Annotated in this window: 15 protein-coding genes and 1 pseudogene; 3 read left to right on the plus strand and 13 right to left on the minus strand. The window is 74.2% G+C overall.

Translation table 11 applies throughout. The features are described 5' to 3' along the window. The first annotated feature begins 43 nt into the window (after nucleotides 1–43). Nucleotides 44–1,252 (plus strand): M48 family metallopeptidase, encoded by a 1,209-nt coding sequence (locus D7294_RS29735; protein ID WP_120684918.1) that lies wholly within the window; start codon nucleotides 44–46, stop codon nucleotides 1,250–1,252. Here the strand turns inward: D7294_RS29735 and D7294_RS29740 are convergent. The 5 genes from D7294_RS29740 to proB form a co-directional block, all read right to left on the minus strand. After that, complete coding sequence (locus D7294_RS29740; RefSeq protein WP_120684919.1) at nucleotides 1,221–2,324, minus strand: SCO2583 family membrane protein; 1,104 nt, start codon at nucleotides 2,322–2,324, stop codon at nucleotides 1,221–1,223. The two genes, D7294_RS29735 and D7294_RS29740, sit on opposite strands and share 32 nt — an antisense overlap. A gap of 199 nt (nucleotides 2,325–2,523) precedes the next feature. Next, nucleotides 2,524–3,366 carry an SCO2583/SCO2584 N-terminal domain-containing protein gene (locus D7294_RS32105; RefSeq protein WP_158674721.1) on the minus strand — a complete coding sequence of 281 codons (843 nt, stop codon included), beginning with the start codon at nucleotides 3,364–3,366 and terminating at the stop codon, nucleotides 2,524–2,526. A 49-nt stretch (nucleotides 3,367–3,415) separates the two neighbouring features. Then, nucleotides 3,416–4,759: a glutamate-5-semialdehyde dehydrogenase gene (locus D7294_RS29750; protein WP_120684920.1), complete on the minus strand. Its 1,344-nt coding sequence runs from the start codon at nucleotides 4,757–4,759 to the stop codon at nucleotides 3,416–3,418. A 253-nt stretch (nucleotides 4,760–5,012) separates the two neighbouring features. Next, a complete protein-coding gene (locus tag D7294_RS29755; RefSeq protein WP_241562722.1) occupies nucleotides 5,013–5,408 on the minus strand; it encodes a hypothetical protein in 396 nt (131 codons plus the stop codon). A 200-nt stretch (nucleotides 5,409–5,608) separates the two neighbouring features. Continuing rightward, nucleotides 5,609–6,727, minus strand: a complete 1,119-nt coding sequence (gene proB, locus D7294_RS29760; protein ID WP_120684921.1) for a glutamate 5-kinase — start codon at nucleotides 6,725–6,727, stop codon at nucleotides 5,609–5,611. Between the two features lie 894 nt (nucleotides 6,728–7,621). On the opposite strand from proB, the gene D7294_RS29765 reads away from it, so the two are divergent. After that, a complete protein-coding gene (locus D7294_RS29765) occupies nucleotides 7,622–9,718 on the plus strand; it encodes a hypothetical protein (protein ID WP_194117777.1) in 2,097 nt (698 codons plus the stop codon). 129 nt (nucleotides 9,719–9,847) lie between these two features. On the opposite strand, the gene D7294_RS29770 is transcribed toward D7294_RS29765, so the two are convergent. Then, nucleotides 9,848–10,477 (minus strand): alpha/beta hydrolase family protein, encoded by a 630-nt coding sequence (locus D7294_RS29770; protein ID WP_120684922.1) that lies wholly within the window; start codon nucleotides 10,475–10,477, stop codon nucleotides 9,848–9,850. 142 nt (nucleotides 10,478–10,619) lie between these two features. Here D7294_RS29770 and D7294_RS29775 point away from each other — a divergent pair, with 142 nt between their 5' ends. Next, nucleotides 10,620–11,705, plus strand: coding sequence for an acyltransferase family protein (locus D7294_RS29775; protein WP_422070758.1), 1,086 nt, complete (start codon nucleotides 10,620–10,622; stop codon nucleotides 11,703–11,705). Between the two features lie 118 nt (nucleotides 11,706–11,823). On the opposite strand, the gene D7294_RS29780 is transcribed toward D7294_RS29775, so the two are convergent. From D7294_RS29780 to D7294_RS32110, 7 genes and pseudogenes are all read right to left on the minus strand, one after another. Next, on the minus strand, nucleotides 11,824–14,586 hold the full coding sequence (locus D7294_RS29780; RefSeq protein ID WP_241562718.1) for a CDP-glycerol glycerophosphotransferase family protein: 2,763 nt from the start codon (nucleotides 14,584–14,586) through the stop codon (nucleotides 11,824–11,826). A 98-nt stretch (nucleotides 14,587–14,684) separates the two neighbouring features. Beyond that, nucleotides 14,685–16,736: a hypothetical protein gene (locus D7294_RS29785; RefSeq protein WP_120684925.1), complete on the minus strand. Its 2,052-nt coding sequence runs from the start codon at nucleotides 16,734–16,736 to the stop codon at nucleotides 14,685–14,687. After that, nucleotides 16,733–18,244: a bifunctional cytidylyltransferase/SDR family oxidoreductase gene (locus D7294_RS29790; RefSeq protein ID WP_120684926.1), complete on the minus strand. Its 1,512-nt coding sequence runs from the start codon at nucleotides 18,242–18,244 to the stop codon at nucleotides 16,733–16,735. Before D7294_RS29790 ends, D7294_RS29785 begins: the two co-directional genes overlap by 4 nt. A 401-nt stretch (nucleotides 18,245–18,645) precedes the next feature. Beyond that, nucleotides 18,646–20,088: a GTPase ObgE gene (gene obgE, locus D7294_RS29795; protein WP_120684927.1), complete on the minus strand. Its 1,443-nt coding sequence runs from the start codon at nucleotides 20,086–20,088 to the stop codon at nucleotides 18,646–18,648. Nucleotides 20,089–20,519: 431 nt separating this feature from the next. Then, the gene (rpmA, locus tag D7294_RS29800) at nucleotides 20,520–20,780 is read right to left on the minus strand and encodes a 50S ribosomal protein L27 (RefSeq protein WP_120684928.1); all 261 of its coding nucleotides are present in this window, start codon (nucleotides 20,778–20,780) and stop codon (nucleotides 20,520–20,522) included. Nucleotides 20,781–20,793: 13 nt separating this feature from the next. Continuing rightward, on the minus strand, nucleotides 20,794–21,117 hold the full coding sequence (gene rplU / locus D7294_RS29805; RefSeq protein WP_120684929.1) for a 50S ribosomal protein L21: 324 nt from the start codon (nucleotides 21,115–21,117) through the stop codon (nucleotides 20,794–20,796). A gap of 227 nt (nucleotides 21,118–21,344) precedes the next feature. Beyond that, nucleotides 21,345–22,011, minus strand: a pseudogene (locus D7294_RS32110) (ribonuclease E/G); the annotation flags it as partial.

Below are 22,011 nucleotides of genomic sequence, written 5' to 3' on the forward strand. Positions count from 1 at the left end.
GGCGGCGGCGCGAGGAAGCCGGCCGCGCGTCTGGAGGGGACCCATGACCGAGAGCACCGGCCACGGCACGGAGAGCGGCCGGGAGGCCGAGGGCGCGGCGGGATGCGGGCCGCGCCGGGAGCGGCGGCGTTTCCCCGGCATCTCCTCGCGGGCCTGGGAGCACCCCTCGGACCGTTCCGCGCTGGTCGCCCTGCGCAAGCTGACCGGTTTCGACACGGTGTTCAGGACGCTCAGCGGGATGCTGCCCGAGCGCAGCCTGCGGTTGCTGTTCCTCTCCGACTCGGTCCGGGTCGGCGAGCGGCAGTTCACGCACCTGCACGAGCTGCTGCTCGACGCGTGCTACGTGCTCGACGCGGACAAGGTCCCCCCGATGTACGTCACGCAGGACCCGGTGCCCCACGCGATGTGCGTGGGCCTCGACCAGCCCGTGATCGTGCTCACCACCGGGCTCGTCGAGCTGCTCGACGAGGAGGAGATGCGGGTCGCGATCGGGCACGAGGTGGGCCACGCGCTCTCCGGCCACGCCGTGTACCGCACGCTCCTGCTGTTCCTGACCAGGGTTGCCGTCCGCGTCGCCTGGATTCCGCTGGGGAACGTGGCGGTCGGCGCGATCGTCGGCGCGCTGCGCGAGTGGTTCCGCACGTCGGAGCTGTCCGCGGACCGGGCCGGGCTGCTGGCCGGGCAGGACCCGCAGGTCTCGCTGCGCGCCCTGATGAAGCTCGCCGGCGGCAACCACCTGCACGAGATGAACGTCGACGCCTTCCTGGAGCAGGCCGACGAGTACGAGGCGGGCGGGGACCTGCGCGACTCGGTGCTGAAGATCCTCAACGTGCTGCCGCGCACCCACCCGTTCGCGGTGGTGCGGGCCGCCGAGTTGCGCGCCTGGTCCCGGAGCAGGGACTACCAGCGGATCGTGGCGGGGCACTACCCGCGCCGCTCCGAGGACGCGGACGTCTCGGTCACGGACTCGGTGCGGGAGTCGGCCGGGCAGTTCGCGCGCTCGGTGCGGGCCAGCAGGGACCCGCTGCTGAAGCTGGTCAGCGACGTGGCCGGCGGCGCGGGCGAACTCGGCGGCCGGCTGCGGAACTTCGCCACCGGCGGCGGGCCGCAGCGGCGCGGGGGCGGCCCGCGCGGGGACGCGGGCGCTCCGGGCGCGTCGGGGGACCCGGGCGACGCGAGGGACACCGGCGACGCGGGGGACACCGGCGAGGCGGGGGGCGCTAGCGACTCTGGCGGTCGGCGGGCGGAGTGAGGGCCTCGGCCGCGTACGTGCCGCACAGCACGGGGCGCCCGCCCGTGAGGTCGTAGGGGTCGGTGCCCTCGGAGCCCGGCTCGCCGGCGACCTCCCCCGCCAGCAGCGGCCGCAGCGCGGTCTCGGGGATTTCGGCGCAGTCGATCGGCCCGGCCAGCGAGTCGACCTGCCGCAGCACGACGTTCCGGTCGCGCAGCTCCTTGTCGCCGAACTCCAGCCTGATGTCGCGCTGAAGGGTGAAGAGGGTGGCGTCCGCCTGGGGGACGCCCGCGGGGCGCACCGCGTAGGCGAAGACGTGCCGCCCGGTGACCTGGAGGACGTCCTCGCTGATCTCGCCGAAGGTGAACTCCCCGTCCACCCGGACCTCGTTCGCCGCGAGGGCCACCTCGTCCGGGTCGAAGCGCACCAGCCAGTCCACCGGGCGCGAGCGCGGGTCCCGCCCGTCGAGGGCCGCGTCGAACTGCTGCTCCTGGTCGGCCCCGAGCAACTCACGCACCGGGGCGGTGGTCGCGCCCGCAAGCACCTCCGCGTTGAGGGCGCTGGCCACCACGTACTCCTTGGCCAGGGTCAGCGCGGTGAGGACCTGCTCGCGGGAGAAGTGCTCGGTGGGCCGGGGGTCGGGGAGGGAGACGCCGCCCTCGCCCACCCCGTAGTCCGCGGCCGGGCTCTGCGCGAACAGGGCCTCCGGGTCCGCGGAGCCCCGCACGGCGTCCTCCGTTTCCTCGGGGGCCAGCAGGATCACGGTGGCGGCGGGCGGATCGGCGGCGATGCCGTCGTGGGAGGCGTAGGGGTTGTTGTTGCCGAGGTAGATGGCGGCGGCGAAGGCGAGCAGGATGATCAGGGCCAGGGCTATGCCCTGCTTCGGCACGGCGCGGGCCTGGGCGCGCCCGGAGTCGGGAGAGCGGCGGCGCACCGCGGTCGTGTGGTCCTCGAGGCGCTCCTGCGCCGAGAACTCCTGAAGGCGGGCAGCCCTGACGAAGGACTCGTCGAACACGATCGACTGGTATTCCTCGTCCCCGGCTCCCGGGGCGCCCCCGGGGGTCCCTTCGGGAGGGTCTGTACGCCCGGCCACCCTTCCAGCGTAAGTCGCTGAACGCGGAGGAAACAGCCCCCGTCCTCAGGGACTTTCCCCACACCGCGCGCCGGTGCCCGCCCGCCGGGGCGGCTCGCCCCACGGCCCCGCGCGCCGGAGCCGCCCCCGGTTCCCGCGCGCGTTCCGCCCTCGTCCTGACCTGGTTCGTTCCCCGCCCCGGGCCTCGTTCCGCCCTCGTTCAGGAGGTGCCCTCGGCGACCTCCGCGTCGGCCGCCGCCTCCTCCTCCGGCTGGTCCCGCTCGCTCGCGGGCGGGGCGCCGCCCCCGGGGTCGCCCGACCCGGCGGAGCCCGCTCGCTGAATGGCGATGAGGGCGAAGGCGATCACGCTGATGCCCATCACCATCGCCAGCACGCAGGCCACGGGCCGCTGCCAGCGCACGGGCCGCCAGGAGTGCGGCTGCGCGCGGTGCCCCGGGGCGGGTATCGGCGCGCCGCCGTATCCGGCCGGCGGCAGGCAGGGGCCGAGGCCGAACTCCTCCGCCTCGTCCTGCTCGGGCAGATACCGCAGGTAGTGCAGGTAGTCGGAGCGGTCGAAGCGGCCCTCGTCGTCCTGGAGTCCCGGGCCGGGGAGCCGGTCGAAGCCGCCGCCCTGCGCCTCGAACCCCTCGCCGCCGAGGCCGCCGAGCCGACCGAACTCGCCGTATCCGCCGGGGCCTTCGCCCGGCCCGAAGGGGCCGGCGCCGAACTCGCCGAAGTCCCCCGGCTCCCCGAACTCCCCGAGGGCGTCGTCCGGGTCCTCCTCGCCGCCGGGATACCCGCCGGGATCGCCGAACGCCGCCGGCCCGTCCAGGTAGCCGAAGCCGAACTCGCCCGCGGCCTCCGGCTCCGCGCGCTCGGTCGAGGCGAGGCGCAGCCGCTCGGCCGCGGTCGGCTCGTGGATCTCGGCGGCCTCGACGAAGGCGTCGTCGAGCACCACGGCGGGAAACTCCTCCGCCGCCGAGCGGTCCCTGCTTTCGGGGCCTTTGGGGCCTTCGGCCCCCTCGCCGTCGGGCAACGGCGGGCCCCCAACGTCGTCCGGCACGCCACCAGCGTAGGCCGAATAACCCGCGAGGGGGAGGGTGATCCGGATTTCACTCCACGGTGTGACCGTCCCCCGTGACCACGTAGGTGGTCGAGGTCAGCTCGGCCAGCCCCATCGGGCCGCGGGCGTGCAACTTCTGCGTGGAGATGCCGATCTCGGCGCCGAAGCCGAACCTTCCGCCGTCGGTGAAACGCGTCGAGGCGTTGACCATGACGGCGGCGGAGTCCATCCGCGACACGAACCGCCTGGCGGCCTGGGCGTCCCTGGTGACGATCGCCTCGGTGTGGCCCGAGGTCCAGCGCCTGATGTGCGCGACGGCCGCGTCCAGGTCGGGCACGACGGCCGCGGCGATGTCGTCACTCAGGTACTCCTCGGCCCAGTCGGCCTCCGTCGCGGGCACCACGGGAACGCCCACGCCGGCCCCCGCCTTCTCCCAGTCCCCGTCGCCGTGCACGGTGACCCCGGCGGCGGCGAGCGCGGCCAGGGCCCGGGGCAGGAAGCGGTCGGCGATGCCGGCGTGGACCAGGACGGTCTCGGCGGCGTTGCAGACGCTGGGCCGCTGGGCCTTGGAGTTGACCAGGATGTCGACGGCCATGTCGAGGTCGGCCGACTCGTCGACGTAGACGTGGCAGTTGCCCACGCCGGTCTCGATGACCGGGACCGTCGAGTCGCGCACGACGGTCTGGATGAGCGAGGCGCCGCCGCGCGGGATCAGCACGTCCACCAGGCCGCGGGCCGTCATCAGCTCGTGCACCGACTCGCGGCTCGTGCCCGGCACCAGCTGCACCGCGTCCGCGGGCAGCCCCGCCCCGGCCACGGCGTCCCGCAGCACGGCCACCAGCGCGGTGTTCGAGGAGTAGGCGGAGGAGGAGCCGCGCAGCAGGGCCGCGTTGCCCGACTTGAGGCACAGCGCCGCGGCGTCCACGGTGACGTTGGGGCGGCCCTCGTAGATCATGCCGACCACGCCGAGGGGGACGCGGATCTGCCGCAGCTCCAGGCCGTTGGGCAGGGTGGAGCCGCGGACCACCTCGCCGACCGGGTCGGGCAGGGAGACGATGTGCCGCACGTCCGCGGCGATCGAGGCGACCCGCTCCCGGGTGAGCGTGAGCCGGTCGATCATGGCCGCCGAGGTCCCGTTTTCGCGCGCCCTGGCGACGTCCTCGGCGTTGGCCGCGACGATCTCCTCCGCGCGCGCCTCCAGGGCGTCGGCGACGGCGAGCAGCGCGGCGTCGCGCGCGGTGCGCGGCAGCGGGGCCAGCTCGGCCGCCGCCGTCCTGGCCCGGCGGGCGGCGAGGAGCACGGGGGACTCACCGGCCGTCGCCGGGCCCGAGGGCGCCTGGGCTTCCGTGGCCGGGGTGAGGCGAGAGGGGGCGGAATCCGCGGAGCTGCTCATACCCAGCAGGGTAGCCCGATCGGCGCACCGGGCGCTGCGGCGTGGAGGGGCCGCGGCCGGGCGGCCACGCGCCGGCGCGGGGGCGCTCCGCGCGGGGCGCGGGTCTCGTGCGGGAGGCGGCCGGACGGGGCCGGGGCGCGGGCCCCGTGCGGGGGGCCGGTGCGCGGACCGGGCTCGGGCGGTGCGGGAGGTGCCCGGGCGCGGGCCGGTGCGGGAGGCGGGGCGCGGGGCCGGTGGGGGCTCGGGCGGACCGTCAGTACGGGTGGACGCCGATCGGGACCGCGGGCGGGGGGCCGTACCCCTCGGCGAGGCGCTGGTGGTACGTCTCGCGGCTGATCACCTCAAGGCCGACGATCTCCCAGGCCGGCAGCTGCGCGGTGCGCCGGTGCTCGCCCCACAGCCGCAGCGCCAGGGCCGCCGCGTCGTGCAGGGTGCGCGCCTCCTCCCAGTACCTGATCTCCGCGTGGTCGGGCGCGTACCTGCTGGTGAGCAGGAAGGGGTGGTCCTCCGCCAGCCGTTCCAGGCCGCGCCGCAGCTCGGGCGGCGGCACCTCGGGCCCCGCCACGTTCAGCACGACGTGCCACAGGCGCGGCAGGTCGTGCTCTCGCTCGCGCCGCGCCAGGGGGGCCGTCCCCTGGACGCCGGCCAGTGATCTCACCGGGGGCCTCCTGACATGGTGCTGACGTCGTCCTGGGCAGTGCCGGCGCGGCGCGGGCACACGCCGCACGAGTTGACCAGCTCACGCGCGAGGGCGGAGCCGTTTCGCGGAACCTTCGGTGGAAAGACTGGTCTTTCGCGGATCAGGCACCGGCCGGCGCACCACGCGTATACGCGCGCTCGCCGAAGGGACTATGCCCGCAACAGGACCAGGTCATCACGATGTACGACTTCTCTTTCGTATGCCGGGCCGAGCTCGCGCGCCAGTTCCCTGGTCGAACGGCCGATGAGCAGCGGGATTTCCCTGGCGTCGAAGTTGACCAGGCCCCGGGCCACGGCGCGGCCCGACTCGTCGCGCAGCTCGATCGGCTCCCCGGCGACGAACTCGCCCTCGACGCCGGTGATCCCCGCGGGCAGCAGCGAGCCGCCGCGTTCGGTGATGGCGCGCACCGCCCCGGCGTCGAGCAGCACCGCGCCGCGCGGCGCCGAGGCGTGCGCGAGCCACAGCAGGCGGTCGGCCGAACGGCGGCCCGTGGGGCGGAAATAGGTGCCGGTGGGGGCGCCGGCCAGGGCCTCGCCCGCCTGGCTCGCCGCGGTCAGCACGACGGGCAGGCCGGCGGCGGTGGCGATGGAGGCGGCCTCGACCTTGGTCACCATGCCGCCGGTGCCCACCCCGGCCCGGCCGGCGCGGCCGAGTTCGATCCCGGTCAGGTCCTCCGGGCCGGTCACCTCGGCGATCCGGCGGGCGCCGGGCCGGGCCGGGTCCCCGTCGTAGAGGCCGTCCACGTCGGAGAGCAGCACCAGCAGGTCGGCGTGCACCAGGTGGGCGACGAGCGCGGCGAGCCGGTCGTTGTCCCCGAAGCGGATCTCGTCGGTGGCGACCGTGTCGTTCTCGTTGACGATCGGCAGGACGCCCATGGTGAGGAGCTGGTCGAGGGTGCGGTAGGCGTTGCGGTAGTGGGTGCGGCGGCTGGTGTCGTCCGCGGTCAGCAGCACCTGCCCGACGCGGCGGCCGTAGCGGGCGAAGGAGGCGGTGTACCGGGCCAGCAGCAGCCCCTGGCCGACGCTGGCGGCGGCCTGCTGGCTGGCGAGGTCGGCGGGGCGGCGCACGAGGCCGAGCGGGGCGAGCCCTGCGGCGATCGCACCGGAGGAAACCAGTACGATCTGCCTCCCGTCCTGTTTCACCAGCACATCGACGAGTGCGTCCACCCGGTCGGCGTCTATGCCCCCGGCCGCGGTGGTCAGCGAGGATGAGCCGATCTTGACGACGATCCTGCGGGCCTCGGAGACGTCCTGCCGTGCCGTTGCCACCGCTGCTCCCTGTTCGTTTCCGTGTTCCTCGGTGCTCGGCCGAACCGGGCTGCCCTCCGTAATCTATGTCATCGCGTTGACGGGTCGCCCGCTTATATAACCGCCCGGTTTCACCCGACCCGGCGATCCGGGGGCACGGCCGCGCACTCAGGGTGAGCTGCCGTTTTCCCGCCGGGGACGGCCGTCGCCGGCGCACGCCCGCCCGACCGGGCCTCCGTGCGCCGCGCACGCCACCCTCTCCGGCGGTCATGCCGTGCCGGTGCCCGGCTCGCGCGCCCTCGTGCGCGTCTGCCGCCGCCGCGTCGGGGCGGGCCGGTCCGCCACGGGCCGGTTCGCCTCCGGCCGGTTCGCCTCCGGCCGGGCCGCGGGATGACCACGCCGTGGGATGACCACGCCGCGAAGTCGTCACGCCGGGTCAACATCCCGCCACTTTCGGTCACCTGCCGTCTTGTGCCGCCACCTCCGGCGCGCGATCCGACCACGGGCGCCCCGGGGGCGCGCCGCGGCATGCCCGGGGCCGGTGCGGGCGGCGCCGCCCCCGGGCGCCGCGGCGCGCTCCCCCGCGCGCCGTCCCGCCCTCCCCCACCACCCCACCACCCCCACCGCCCACTCCCCACCCTTCTCCCGCCCCTTCCCCAGCCCCTTCCCCAGCCCCTTCTCCAGACCCTTCTCCACGCACCGGAGCCGTCCTTGTTCTTCCGACCCTCGTCCCCCCGCCCCCCCGCGCAGCCGGCCGGCCAGGCCGAGTCCAGGGAAGCCGCCGCGGAGGCGTCCGGGGGACCGCCCTCCACGGTTCCCACCGCGCGGTCCGCGGACGGTCCCGCCGCCGGGCCCCCGGCGCGTCCTGCCGCCGCGCCGCCCGCCGGGGCGCGGCGGCCCGGGCGCCGGTGGGCCGTGCTCGGCACGCTGCTGTTCCTGTACGCCGCGCAGCTGGTGGGCGCGGCGCTCCCGCACGTTCCGCTGCTGTGCGCGGCGGGCGCCGCGGGCCTCGGCTTCGACCTGGCGCTGCGCCAGTGGCGGCCGGGCGCCCTGGGCGGGCTGAACCGGGTGCACTGCGACGAGGCGGTCAGGCAGCTGCTGCGGGACCTGCTGACCGTGGCCTGCCTCGCCCACCTCCCCGGTCTCGACGCGGCGGCCAGGCTGGCCCTGGTCGCCGGGCTTCTCGCCTGCTACGCGGCGCACTTCGCCTGCCGGGCGCTCGGCGTGCTGGTCAGGCGCTCGCGCACGCTGCCGATCGTCACCCGCAACATCGACACCTCCGGGCTCGGCCTCTCCCCCGCCCCGCCCCGGCTGCTGGCCAGGCCGGGACGACGGGCGCTGCTGTTCTCGGTGCCGGCCACCGCAGGGCTGCTGGGCACCGCGGCCGTCGGCGATCCGGCCGCCGGGCTCGCCGGGGTGGGCCTCTCCCTGGCGCTGTTCGCCGGCGGGGCCTGCCACCTGGCGACCTGGCTGCTGCCCGGCAAGCGCCCGCCGGGCGAGGAGCGGATGGTCGAGTGGTTCCTCGGCTGGCTTGAGGCGTACCGGCCCGAGGTGGGGCTGTACTTCTCCGGCGGCCAGGGCACCGCGTACCAGGCGAACATGTGGCTGCCGACGCTGGCCGCGCTCGGCCGCCGCCCGCTGGTGGTGCTGCGGGAGCGGTCGATGGTCCAGCAGGTCGCCGCCGTGGACCTGCCGGTCGTCTGCCTGCCGCGGGTGGCGCACCTGATGCTGCTCGAACAGTCCTCGCTGCGGATGCTGCTGCACCCGGCGAACGCCCCGAAGACCTCGCAGGTGCTGCGCATCCCCACCATCAAGCACGCGTTCACCAACCACGGGGAGAGCGACAAGCTCTCCAGCTGCAACCCGTACGCCAAGGTGTACGACGAGGTGTGGGTGGCCGGCCCGGCGGCGCGGCGCAGGTACGCGCTCGCCGAGGTCGGCGTGGACGACCGGGACGTGGTCGAGGTCGGGCGCCCGCAGCTGGCGCCGATCCGGCGGGCCTCGGGCCCGCCGCCGGCCCAGGGCCCGGTGACCGTGCTGTACGCGCCCACCTGGGAGGGCTGGACCAGCGACCCGGGGAACACCTCGGTGATTCTCGCCGGGGAGAACCTGGTGCGGGCGCTGCTGGCCGACCGGAGGGTGCGGCTGCTCTACAAGCCGCATCCGATGACCGGTTCGGTGAACCCCCTCGCGGGGGCCGCGGACGCCCGCATCAGGGAGCTGATCGCCGCGGCCGAGACGGCGCGCGCGGACGGCGGCGGACGGCCGGGCGGCCAGGCCGCACGGGAGGCCGCCGAGGCGGAGCTGGCCAGGCGCACCGAGGCCCTGGACGCCCTGACGGCGCGCGCCTGGCGGCCCGGGGCGGACGAGATGGAGCGCATGGGCGCCGGCGGCGCCCCGGAACCCGGGCACGCGGAGGCGGTGGCGGAGGCGACGGCGGCCTGGCACGAGGCGTTCTGGAACGCGCGCCCCCCGGGGGCGCACGTGGTCCTCACCGGCGCGCGGCCCGAGCTCTACAGCTGCTTCAACCAGGCCGACCTGCTGATCTCGGATGTGTCCAGCGTGGTGGCCGACTTCCTGGCCAGCGGGAAGCCGTACGCGGTGGTCAACACGAGCGGGCTGGCGGAGGCCGAGTTCCGCGCGGCCTATCCGACGGTGCGGGCGGCGACGCTGCTGACGCCGGACGCCGCGGGGGTCCCGGCCCTGCTCGCCTCCGTCCTCGACCCGGCGCGCGACACCCTCGCGGCGGACCGGGCGGCCCTCGCGGAGTACCTCCTCGGGCCGGCCGAGCCGCCCTCGCTGACCCGTTTCCGGGCGGCCGTCGACGCCCTGTGCGCGGCGGCGGAGGCCAGGCGCGCCAGGCGGCCCGCCGAGAGCGGTCCCGGCCTGCCGACCCCGCGCCCCGAGGCCGGCAGCCACCAGGTGGTGACGCTGACCGGCCCCCGCACCGAGCAGCAGCCGAGCGGCAGCACCGACGGCGCGCACAGCCCCCAGGGCGACCGCAACGCCTGAGCCTGCGCGCCGCCCGCGGGGACCCGCGGCCTCCGGGGCCCGCCGCACCTCCGGAGGCCCGCGCTCCCGGGGCCCGCCGCCCCCGGACGCCCGCGGCCTCCGCCACCCCCTGACGCCGGCCGGGAGGGCTCAGCCCGCGACCCGCCGCAGCACCCAGTCCCCCACGTCCGCCACCAGCCGCGCGAGCACCTCCTCCTGGGAGACCGCGGCCCGCCGCGGCACCGCGAGGCCGTGGTCCGCCTCGGGGACCTCCCGCAGCTCCACGCCGCGGGGGAACTCCTCCGGCCGCCCGAAGGGGTCCCGGGTGCCCTGGACCACGAGGAGCGGCACCTCGGTTTCGCGCAGCTCGTCGGCCCGGGACCGTTCCGGCTTGCCCGGCGGGTGCAGCGGGAAGGCCAGCGCGAGCACCGCCCGCGCGCCCGTCTCGCGCGCCGTGCGGCAGGCCACCCGCGCCCCCGCGCTGCGCCCGCCCGCCACCACCGGCAGGCCGGCCCCGGCCAGGGCGGGCCACAGCGCGATCCATGCCTCGTCCAGCCGGCGCGGGGCGGGCGCAAGGCGCCTGCCCGCCACCCGCCAGGGCTGTTCGACCAGCGCCACCGTGATGCCCCTGGCGGGCAGCGCCGCCGCGAGCGCCGCCAGGTCGCGCGCCTCGATGCCGCCGCCCGCGCCGTGCCCCAGGGCGAGCACCGCCTTGGCGCCGGAGGCCGCATGCCAGGTGATCCTGGCGTCCCCGCCGGGTGTCCGCACCGTCTGCGTCATGGCGACAGTCTGGCGCAGGGCCGACCACAACCCCGGAGGACACCGAGAGGTCATCTGCCGTTAAGGTTCCGTGGGGTGGCGAGTCCCTTCCCGGCGCTCGCCGCGCTCCGCTCGCTGTTCTCGATCGCCTCCGGGGGCATTCGTGACCGACTCCCACCAGCTGCAGGAACAGGCGCCGCCGCGCGGTTCGGCCCTCCCCCAGCAGGCGGCGCCGCCGAAGCAGCGGGACGCGTTCTTCGACAACGCGAAGTACCTCGCCATCGTGCTGGTGGCGGCCGGACACGCCTGGGAGCCGCTGCGCGGCGACTCGCGGACGGTCACCGCCTGCTACATGGCGCTCTACGCGCTCCACATGCCGGCGTTCATCCTCATCTCCGGCTACCTCTCCCGCAGCTTCGACGGCCGCCCCGACCGGGTGCAGCGGCTCCTCACCGGCGTCGCCCTGCCGTACGTGATCTTCCAGATCGCCTACACCTACTTCCAGCGGTGGCTCCAGGACGACGAGGACACCTACCTGCCGCTGTTCGAGCCGCACTGGCTGATGTGGTTCCTGCTGGCGCTGCTGGCCTGGCGGCTGACCGTGCCGCTGTGGAAGGCGGTGCGCCACCCGGTGCCGCTGGCGCTGGCCCTCGCCGCGGCGGCCACCGCCTCCCCCTCGATCGGCAACGACCTGCAGCTGCAGCGCATCCTCCAGTTCCTGCCGTACTTCGTGCTGGGCCTTGTGCTGCGCCGCGAGCACTTCCAGCGGGTGCGCACCCGGGCGGTCCGGCTGGCGGCGCTGCCCGTCTTCGCCTGCGCCGTCCTGGTCGCCTACCGGGTGCTGCCGCGGATGAAGTACACGTGGTTCTACCACCGCGAGAGCGCGCAGGAGATGGGCGAGCCGTGGTGGACGGGCATCGTGCTGACCCTCGTCATGTTCGCGTGCTCGCTGGTGCTGATCGCCTGCTTCTTCGCCCTGGTCCCGGGGCGGCACGGCTGGTACACGAAGCTCGGCGCCGGAACGCTGTACGGCTACCTGCTGCACGGCTTCCTGATCAAGGGCGCCAGGCACTGGGGCTGGTACGACCCCGAGGTGATGCACCACGAGCCGGCCGCCCTGCTGATCACGACGGTCGTGGCCGGTCTGGGGATGACGCTGCTGTGCACGCCGGTGGTCCAGCGCATCTTCCGGCCGATCGTCGAGCCCAGGCTCGACTGGGCCTTCCGCCGCGAGCACGCGGCCCGCTGAGGACCGGGCGCGCCCCACGCCGGGCCCACCCGGAACGCAGGGGACCCCGGCGCCCCGCCGGCATCGGCCGGGGCGCCGGGGTCCTCGCCTGGGACGGGGTCCTCGCCTGCGGCGGGGCTCAGCGGGAGCGCCTGCCCAGGTCGAGCATCCGGTCCACCACCCGCGCGGTGGCCAGCCCGTCGGAGGGCTCGCAGAACTCCTTGACGAACGCCGCGTACTTCTCCGCGTAGGTGCGCCGCACCGTGTCGATGGTGCGGATGGAGTGGATCAGCTCCGCCGAGGTCTTGATCAGCGGGCCAGGCGCCTTCTCCGTGAAGTCGAAGTAGAAGCCGCGCAGGGTGTCCCGGTAGTGCTCCAGGTCGTAGGTGAAGAAGAGCATCGGCCGCCCCGAGTGCGCGTAGTCGAACAGCACCGAGGAGTAGTCCGTGATCAGCACGTCCGTGATCAGGTACAGCTCGGCGATGTCGGGGTAGGCCGACACGTCGAAGACGAAGCCCTGCCCCGCGCCCGGGATCGCGTCCAGGATCTTCGGGTGCTTGCGGAAGAGGAAGACGTGGTCCTCGCTGAGCGCCTCCCGCGCCGCCGTCAGGTCCACCTGCAGGTCGAGCTTGAACTTCGAGGCGGTGTGCCGCTGGTCGTCACGCCAGGTGGGCGCGTACAGCACGACCTTGCGCCCCTCGGGGATGCCGAGCGTCGCCCGCACCCGGTGCGCGATCTTCTCCCGGTCCTCCCGGTGGAAGATGTCGTTGCGCGGGTAGCCCGACTCCAGGATCTCGCCCTCGCAACGGAAGGCGTTGCGCATGATCGGGGTCGTGAAGGCGTTCGGCGAGACGACGAAGTCGAACTGCCGGAAGCGGTGCGGGAGGCTGGCGATGTACTGGAGGTTGGCCCGCGGCGTGCCCAGCAGGTCGGCGCCGATCTTCTTCAGCGGCGTGCCGTGCCAGGTCTGCACCACGACCTGCCCCTCGCGCCGCTGGTACCAGTCGCCGAGCCCCACGTTGGTGACGACGTAGCGGCTGCGGGCCAGGGCCTCGTACCACTCCTTGCTGTGCCACTCCAGGGGCTGCACCCCGGGCGGCAGGTCGACCTGCGCGTCGGCCACCGACCACAGGTGCTCCACCTCGATGCCGCGGCGCACGAACTCCTCGTAGACCGCCCGCGGCGAGTCGGAGAACTGCTTGCCGCCGAAGCTGTTGTAGAAGACGGCCTCGCGCAGCGGCTCCCGCTTGAACTGCGGGGTCAGCACCTCGCGCAGCTGCCGCTGCCGGTAGGCGCCCCGCTCGTCGGCGCGCAGCGCGGAGCCCGAGCCGAGGAAGATCCGGTCGAAGTAGCGGCGGTTGACGGTGTACGTCCGGCCCGCGACGCGCTTCTTCAGCGGTATCCGGTCGATGAGGTCGGCCCGCAGCTTCACCGGCACGTCGCCGGTGTGGCCCCAGGCGTCCCGGTCGCGCAGCGAGAAGTACCAGCGCCCGGTGCGCAGCGGCAGCAGCGCGTTGTACTGCGGCATCTTGTCGGGGGCGAGGGTCACGCTGAACCGGCTCTGGGACTCCGACCAGGTCAGCGGCAGGTGGTGCTCCTCGAAGCGCTCGCCGTGCCGCAGCACGAAGTGCATCCGCTCGCCCGGGCCCGTGTAGGAGCCCTCGACGAGCAACTCGCCCTTGCCGACCCACTCCAGGCGGTCGACGACGGCCTGCCGCGCCCGGTCGTGCAGCTTCAGCAGGCCGGGGCCGTCGGTGGTGACGGCGATCTCCCGGCCGTTCGGGCGCAGGTAGCGCCCCGGCAGGAAGCCCTCCACCACGGTGGCCCGGCGCGAGGAGCCGTCGGCGAACTCGATGTGGGTGAGGAAGTCGAGCGTCTTCTCCTTCGCCGAGGTGGCCACGCTCAGGTCCTCGAAGGGGATCTCGGCGGAGTACCGCGCCCAGCGGCCCTCCGTCCCGGCGGACGTCAGCGGGTACTCGGCGCCGCCCTTCTGGCCCTTGCGGACCACCCGCAGCTTGGTGGGGTGCTTGCCCGCGGCCGGGGCGCGCAGCCCGAGCCGCAGCGCGTCCGCGGTGCCGGTCTGGTCGACGACCTCGGCCTCCGGCAGGTCGATCGTCACCTGGAACTTGTCGTCGGCGAACCCGGCCACCAGACGTGCCCCGTCGCCCAGGTAGTGGGCCTGGGAGTGCCCGGCCGAGCCGATGTCGACGCGCTCCACCTTGCCCGGCACGTAGCCGCCCGGGCGCGGCAGCGCCAGGGTCAGGCCCCAGGTGCCGGCCCGCCACTTGCCGCGCGACTTCAGCTTGGCCGGGTCGATGACCAGCTCGAAGCCGGCGTCGTCGTAGTTGTGCAGGGCCTGCTTGGAGTCCCTGGTGGCGCGCAGGGACTCCTCGGAGCGGTACTTGACCGGCACCCGCCGCCCGCCGGGCGCCCGCAGCCAGGCCAGGCGCGGCATCGGGCCGAGGCCCCCGCCGGGCAGGTTCTGCACGTAGGCGTAGCCGCGGACGATCAGCTTGCCGTCCTGCCAGAGGACCTCGGTGGCCTTGGCGCGCACGGGCATCTCGCGCAGCCGCAGCCTGCCGACCGAGGCGGGCACCAGGTTCCCCGGCACGCCGGGAACGGCCACGTAGGGCCGCAGCCGCCCGCGGACCGGGAGGGCGCCGGGGTTCTCGCGCTCGAAGCGCAGCACCGCGAGCAGCGCGTCGAGCTGCCGCTCCCGGGTCAGGTGCCACTTGATGCGGGCGAGCGGCGGGAGCTTGCGCAGCTTGGCCGGGTCGGCGGAGCCCAGGAACGCAGCGGCCGCGTCGAAGAACGCGCCGCGCTCCTCCGCTGAGGACTCCGGCAGGAAGCGCAACTGCCGGCGCAGTTCCTCGGGAATGATGTCTTCTGGCTTCGCTACCACGGACTCGGGTCCTTCTCTTCCGGCTTTTCCGGTCTTTCCGGTGTTCCTGTTCTTGCTGCGCGGCTCCCGTCTCCCCGGCGCCGCCGGCCGTCCGGCGTCTAGGGCGCCCGCACCACGGCGGCGGGATCGGCCTCGCCCTGGGCCCGGTTGCGCGCCTCGGCGCGGGCGGCGAGTGCGGCGATCGCCGCGTTGAACCGCTGCAGGGAGGTGGGCTCGTCCGGGCCGAGCAGATAACGCTTCAGCTCCAGCCGGTCGTGCGCCAGCGGGTCGGCCTCCGGCACGGTGACGGCGGTCAGCAGCTCCTCCAGCTCGGCGGCCTCGTTGGACAGGATCACCGCGGCCCGCACCGCCGTGTTCTGCCGCTTGAACTCCTCGGCGCCGAGCGCGGCCGAGTCGGTGACCGCGTAGGGCTTGCCGCTGGCGATGAAGTCGGAGACGACGCTGGATATGTCGGAGACCAGGGCGTCCGACTCGTTGAAGCAGTCGAAGAGCTGCGGCTCGGGACCGGTGATCACCCGGTGCTCCCACCAGCCGGCGGAGCGCCAGTACGCGTCGTTCCACTCCCGGTCGCGCCGCGCCTCCTCGGCGGCCTCCTCCGGCGGGGTCAGCGCGTCACGCGAGACCGAGGCGTCGTCCCAGAAGGCGAGCTGCGAGAGGCCGGGCCGCTCCTCCTCGATGCGCCGCAGCACCGCCTGCGCCCTGGCCCGCTCCTCGGCGGTGCGGTCGGCCTCCGCGGCCCAGCGCGGGTCGGCGGCGCGCGCGGCGGCGGCCTCCGCGATCATGGCGACGATCCGCCGGTGCACCACGCCGGCCTCCGGGTTGCGCGAGCCGGTGAAGGGGTGCGGCTTGTACAGCAGCCGCACCGGGCGCTCCGAGGTCAGCAGCCGCCGGACGATGTTCTCGCCGGCCAGCAGGAGCGAGGTGTTGCCCGGGTCGTCGGTCCAGCCCTCCCAGGTGGGGGCGTACAGGATCGTCGGAATGCGGCCGGGGGCGGCGCCCGGGCCGGCGCCGGTGGCGATGGTGGCCAGCTGCGGGCGGCCGACCTCGACGATGTCCTCGTCGCGGACGCCGACGTCGGCCAGTGCGTACCGGTCGCGCCCGGCCCGGCCCGCGGTCCACACCTCGTCGTACGCCTTGGCGTAGGGGTTGATGCTGGCGATCTTGTCGCTGTCGCCGTGCCCGATGAAGACGTGCTTCATGGTGGGCACGCGCAGCAGGTGGAGGTTCTTGCCGACGTTCGCCGGGTAGAGGCCCACCCGCAGCATGGACAGGTCCATGTTCATCAGGTCCACGGCGCTCGGCACGCACACCACGGGCACCGTGGTGGTGGCCAGCCGGCTGAGGATGGCGCGCTCGCGGAGGATCACCAAGGGCTTGGCCTCCAGCTTCTCCATCGTGTCCAGCCACATGTTGACCTGGTACGCGGAGTCCTTGGAGCCCGAGAAGTACAGGGCGACGGTGGGGCGGTGGGCGCGCAGCCACTCGTCGAACCACTCCAGGGTGCGCTCGGGGCCCGGCGGGAACCTGGAGGGCCGCAGGAAGGCGGCCAGCGCCACGAGGTAGCCCAGGAGCAGCGCGAAGGTCGCCAGCATGCCGGCGTAGCCCCAGCGCGCGTCGTCGGCCCAGATCACGCCGAGCAGGCCGAGGGTCAGCGGCAGCTCGGTGTGCAGCGCCTTCTCCACCGCGCGGTGGGTGAGCCAGCGGGGCGCGCCGTTGGGCACCGGCAGGGTGGAGAGGTCGATGTTGCGGGTGGCGATCGGCAGCCTGCGCTTGCGGCGCATCACCATGATCAGGCCGGTGTGCGGGGCCTGGAGGGCGTAGAAGACGAGGAAGGCGACGACTGCCGTGGAGAAGACGGTCTCCCCGGCCCAGTCGCAGCGGGCGAGCAGCAGCACGACCAGCAGCTGCCGGATGAGGAACCGGATGCTGAGGCCGACCCTGGCCTTGCCCATGCGCACCAGCAGGTAGACGCCGCGGCGGTGCAGGTAGTGGTCGCCGAGGTACGAGAACGCCGCGGTGACGGCGAACCCGGTGGCCGAGGGCAGCAGGGCCGCGCCGAGCATCAGCGGGTAGCTGAGCACGGTGACCAGCGCCGCGGCGAGCTCCGCTCCCGTGGTCACCCCGGCCAGCCGGTACAGCACACCCCTCATGCCACCTCCCCGTGGGTGTCGGCGTTCAGCGCGGCGGCCAGCGCGCGTTCGAAGGAGCCGGCGTTGCTGGCGTCCGCGGTGGGGTCCTGCTGGCGGACGTCGATGACGTGGCCGGTGAGGGTGGAGAGCAGCACGTCGAGGGAGGTGCGGGCGACGGCCTGCGAGGAGAGCAGGGTGCCCGCGGGCTCCTGGCCGAACGCCTTGACCCGCATCGGGGTCGCGGTCCGCTCCGGGTTGACGCAGTTGACGCGGATGCCGTCGGCGGCCCACTCGTCGGCCAGCGCCTGGGTGAGGTTCACCATCGCGGCCTTGGTCGAGGAGTACAGGCTGTACTCGGCGCGGCCCCTGGTGTAGCTGCTGGAGGTGTAGAGCAGGAGCTGGCCGCCGGACTCGGCGAGGTACTTGTGGGCGGCCCTGGCGATGCGGACCGGGGCGAGGTAGTTGACCGTCAGCGCCTCCTCGATGGTGGCGTCGTCGGTCTCGGCGAGCTTCCCGATGCGCAGCACGCCCGCGGTGTTCACCACGAAGTCGATGCGGCCGGTGTCGGCGTACGCCCTGGCCAGGGCCTCGTCCACGTCGCGCGGGTTCTCCACGTGGGTGCCGGTGGTGGAGCGGCCCAGGGGGTAGACGGTGGCGCCGTAGCGCTGGGCGAGGTCGGCGACGTCCTTGCCTATGCCGTAGGAGCCGCCGAAGACGACCATGGTCTTGCCGGTCAGCAGCTCGCGGTAGGCGGCCTCGTCGGACTGGGCGGGGGCCGCGGTGGAGGCGAGCTGGAAGAGCTTGTCCGCGATGAAGACGTCGACCGGCTGGGTCACCTTCATGTTGAACTCGTCGCCCGTGACCACGTGGATCGGCACGTCGGGCAGGTACTTCAGGACCACGGAGCAGTCGTCGGTGGCCTGGAAGTTGGGGTCGCCCGCGGCTATGTCGTAGGCCCGGCGGATGGTGGAGAGGCGGAAGGCCTGCGGGGTCTGGCCGCGCCGCAGGCGCGAGCGGTCCGGGACGTCGGTGATGAACTCGCCGTCCTCGCCGTGGGTGCGGGTGACGATGATGGTGTCGGCGGAGGGTATCGCCACGTCCACCGCCTGGTAGTGCCGCAGCGCGGCCACGCAGTCGCCGATCACCCGCTGCGAGAGCAGGGGCCGCACGGCGTCGTGGAACAGGACGTTGCGGTCCTCGCCCTCGGCCAGGCCCTCGCTGAGGTGGGCTATGGCGCGCCGGGTCGTCTCGTTGCGCGTGGCGCCGCCCTCGAGGACGCGGCTGACCTTGGTCAGGCCGCTCTTGGCGATGATCTTCTCCACGTCCCCGGCGTAGCCGGGGGCCATCAGCACGATGACGTCGTCGACGTCCTCGGCCTCCTCGAAGACCGCGAGCGTGTGCTCGATGACGGCCTTCCCGGCAATCTTGATCAGCTGCTTCGGTATGGAGAGCCCCACGCGCTGGCCCGTACCACCGGCGAGTACGACCGCTGTGGTGTGGGGGGACGGTCCTTGGGGTTGGTTGGTCAAGTCAGCTCCTGCCGGTATCAAGAAGTGTCGCCTACGCGAGGAGAAGGTTAACCCCCGTAGAAGCTTGACCCCTAAGCCGGATGAACCGTTGTTGACTGTTACGCGTTCGTGATGGGTAGGTATGAGTCTTCGGCGCACCAAAAAGGGCTGTCGCGCACGGAACATGCGTGACAGCCCTGAGCTCTCCCGAAACGGGCGGGGGCCCGCGCCGCGCCCCGGCGGAGCCCCCGGGAAACCCGTGGGAATGGCCGAAACCCGCCGAGACCCGCCGAGACCCGCCGAGACCTGTCGAGAATGGCCAAAAACAGGCGGAAAACCGGTGGAAAACCAACGGGAAGCCAACCGGAAACCGGCGGCAGCGGCCCGCCCCGGCCCCGCCCGCGGGGCGCAGCGGGCGGGGCTCAGCCGAAGGGATCGAACTCGTCGAACTCCCGCTGGGCCACGTCCTGCCGCCTGGCCTCCCGCTCCCGCCGCCGCTGCACCGCCGGGCGCAGCTCGTTGAGCCGGTGGTCCTCGCCGCGGCGCCCCAGCATCTCGGCGCCGCCGCTCACCGAGGGCTCCCAGTCGAAGACCACGGCGTTGTCCTCCGGGCCGATCGCCACCCCGTCGCCCTCCCTGGCCCCGGCCTTCAGGAGCTCCTCCTCCACGCCCAGCCTGGCCAGCCGGTCGGCCAGGTAGCCCACCGCCTCCTCGTTGGCGAAGTCGGTCTGCCGCACCCAGCGCTCCGGCTTCTCGCCGCGGACCCGGAAGAGGCCCTCGCCCTCGGCCGTCACCGTGAACCCGGCCTCGTCCACGGCCTTGGGCCGGATCACCACCCGGGTCGGCGCCGCCGCCGGGCGGGCCGCGCGCGCCTTCGCCACCAGGTCGCCCAGGGCGTAGGACAGCTCCCGCAGCCCCTTGTGGGAGACCGCGGAGACCTCGAAGACCCGCAGCCCCCTCGCCTGGAGATCGGGCCTGACAATGTCGGCCAGGTCCTGGCCCTCGGGGATGTCCGTCTTGTTGAGCACGACGAGCCGCGGCCGGTCCCCCAGGCCGCCGTAGCTGGCCAGCTCGGCCTCGATCACGTCCAGGTCGGTGAGCGGGTCGCGGCCGGGTTCCAGCGTCGCGCAGTCGAGCACGTGCACCAGCACCGAGCAACGCTCCACGTGCCGCAGGAACTCAAGGCCGAGCCCCTTGCCCTCGCTCGCGCCCGGAATCAGCCCGGGCACGTCGGCGACGGTGAAGACGGTCTCCCCCGCCGTCACCACCCCGAGGTTGGGCACCAGGGTGGTGAAGGGGTAGTCCGCGATCTTCGGCTTGGCGGCCGAGAGCACCGAGATCAGCGAGGACTTCCCGGCGCTCGGGTAGCCGACGAGCGCCACGTCGGCGACCGTCTTCAGCTCCAGCACCAGGTCGCGCTCCACGCCCGGCTCGCCCAGCAGCGCGAAGCCGGGGGCCTTGCGGCGCGGCGAGGCCAGGGCCGCGTTCCCCAGGCCGCCGCGGCCCCCCTGCCCGGCGACGAAGGTGGTGCCCTCGCCGACCAGGTCCGCGAGCACGTTGCCCGCCTTGTCGAGCACCACCGTGCCGTCGGGCACCGGCAGCACCAGGTCCTCCCCGTCCGCGCCGGTGCGGTGGCCGCCCGCGCCCGGCTTGCCGTTGGTCGCCTTGCGGTGCGGGCGGTGGTGGTAGTCGAGCAGCGTGGTCACGTCGCGGTCGACCACGAGCACCACGTTGCCGCCGCGCCCGCCGTCCCCGCCGTCGGGTCCGCCGAGCGGCTTGAACTTCTCGCGGTGCACGGAGGCGCAGCCGTGGCCCCCGTTACCCGCGACGACGTGCAGTTCGACGCGGTCCACGAAGGTGGTCATGAGCGGTGCCTCCCGGCTGGGTCCTCGAACGTGCGGATAGAGGGGAAGAGAAAGACGGAGAAGGAGCTGGGGCGAGAGAGAGGGGAGAGGGGAGCAAGAGCGAAGAGGGGCCGGCGAAAGCCGGGCGAAAGACGGGCGAAAGACGGAGGGAACAGAGACGAAAGGAAGGAGGAGTGAGGGAGAAGGTGCGAAAGGAAGGGACGAAAGGAAGAGCGGCGACGACGGGAGACGAAGGAGACGGAACGGACGGGCCGAAAAGGCGGGGGCGGGGGCCGAGGCGGGGAAACCGGCAGGTCGTACGGGCGCCGCGGCACCGGCCGCCAGGCGGGGCGCCCAACGGCCGAGGGCGGACCCGCCCCCGCTCGGGGATGGTGTCCGCCCTCGGCGTGCTGCGGGCGCGGCCGGTGCGCCGCGCGGCCGTTACCCTCCGCTTACGCGGCGGCCACCGGCACGATGTTGACGACCCTGCGGTCCCGGTGGGTGCCGAACTGCACGGCGCCCGCGCGGAGGGCGAACAGGGTGTCGTCCTTGCCGCGGCCGACGCCCTCGCCCGGGTGGAAGTGGGTGCCGCGCTGGCGGACCAGGATCTCGCCCGCGTTGACGACCTGGCCGCCGAAGCGCTTCACGCCGAGGTACTGGGGGTTCGAGTCGCGCCCGTTCCTGGTGGACGAGGCGCCCTTCTTGTGTGCCATCTCGCTGACGTCCTTACTTCGCGGCCGGGGCGGGGATCTCGGTGACCTTCAGCTGGGTGTGCAGCTGACGGTGGCCCATCCGCCGGCGGTAGCCGGTCTTGTTCTTGAACTTCTGAATCCGGATCTTCTCGCCCTTGTGGTGGTCGAGGACCTCGGCCTTGACCTTGACGCCGGCCAGCACCCACGGGTCGCTGGTGACGGTCTCCCCGTCCACGACGAGCAGGGTGGAGAGCTCGACGGTGTCGCCGACCTCGCTGCCTGACAAGCGGTCAACCTCGATGACATCACCGACGGCGACCTTCTGCTGACGGCCACCGGTGCGCACGATCGCGTACACGCGGAACTCTCTCTCGCTCGATTCGGAGCTCCCGACGCCAGCAGCGGGCGAGGGCCCGGCCTCTCCCCTTCGCCAGGCGGACGCGGCCGACGGCGCGGGAGGTAGTTGCTCAGGAGCGTGGCGCGTCTGGCGACACGCCGATCGCCAAGGATACGGAGGGGCCGACAAGGCGGTCAAATTCGGCCTGGTGGCGGGCCGCCGGTGAGGCCGGCGGCCCGCCGTCGCGCTCAGTCCTCCGCGGTGGCGGACACGGAGGGCGGCTGCGCCTGGCCGGCCGCCGCCGTCTTCGCCGCCTTGGCGGTGGCCTTCTTCGCGGCCTTCTTGGCGGCGGTCTTCTTCGTCGCCGTCTTCTTGGTGGCCGCCTTCTTCGCGGTGGCCTTCTTGGCCGCCTTCTTCGCCGTCTTGGCCGCGCTCTTCTTCGCCGTCTTGGCCGCGGTCTTCCCCGCGCCGGGGGCCATCACGGTCACCACCGCCTCGGTGGCGCCCTCCGGCGCCCCCGCCGGGGCGGAGACCCGCCGGCGCGGCGGCGGGGCGACGGTGGCGAGGCCGGACTCGCCCGCGGGCTCCGGCTCCGCCTGGGGCGCGGGAGCGGCGGCGGTGACGACCACCACCTCCGGCTCCTGCGTGCTCTTCGGCGAACCCGCAGGCACCGACACCTTACGAGCCCCACGCCGCCGCACCGGCTCCACCGGCTCGGCCGGCTCACGCACCTCCGCGACCTCCGCCGCCTCGGGCGCCGACGGCCCCGGCTCGGGCTCCGCCTCGGCCGCGGGAGCGGCGGCGGTGACGACCACCACCTCCGGCTCCTGCGTGCTCTTCGGCGAACCCGCAGGCACCGACACCTTACGAGCCCCACGCCGCCGCACCGGCTCCACCGGCTCGGCCGGCTCACGC

This window comes from Streptomyces hoynatensis (assembly GCF_003626535.1).
GTDB classification, from domain to species: domain Bacteria; phylum Actinomycetota; class Actinomycetes; order Streptomycetales; family Streptomycetaceae; genus Streptomyces; species Streptomyces hoynatensis.

Excerpts from the sequence above, each read along its gene's own strand:
- D7294_RS29735 (WP_120684918.1), top strand. The coding sequence starts at position 44 with ATGACCGAGAGCACCGGCCACGGCACGGAGAGCGGCCGGGAGGCCGAG.
- D7294_RS29750 (WP_120684920.1), bottom strand. The coding sequence starts at position 4,759 with ATGAGCAGCTCCGCGGATTCCGCCCCCTCTCGCCTCACCCCGGCCACG.
- D7294_RS29770 (WP_120684922.1), bottom strand. The coding sequence starts at position 10,477 with ATGACGCAGACGGTGCGGACACCCGGCGGGGACGCCAGGATCACCTGG.
- D7294_RS29785 (WP_120684925.1), bottom strand. The coding sequence starts at position 16,736 with ATGAGGGGTGTGCTGTACCGGCTGGCCGGGGTGACCACGGGAGCGGAG.
- obgE (WP_120684927.1), bottom strand. The coding sequence starts at position 20,088 with ATGACCACCTTCGTGGACCGCGTCGAACTGCACGTCGTCGCGGGTAAC.
- rpmA (WP_120684928.1), bottom strand. The coding sequence starts at position 20,780 with ATGGCACACAAGAAGGGCGCCTCGTCCACCAGGAACGGGCGCGACTCG.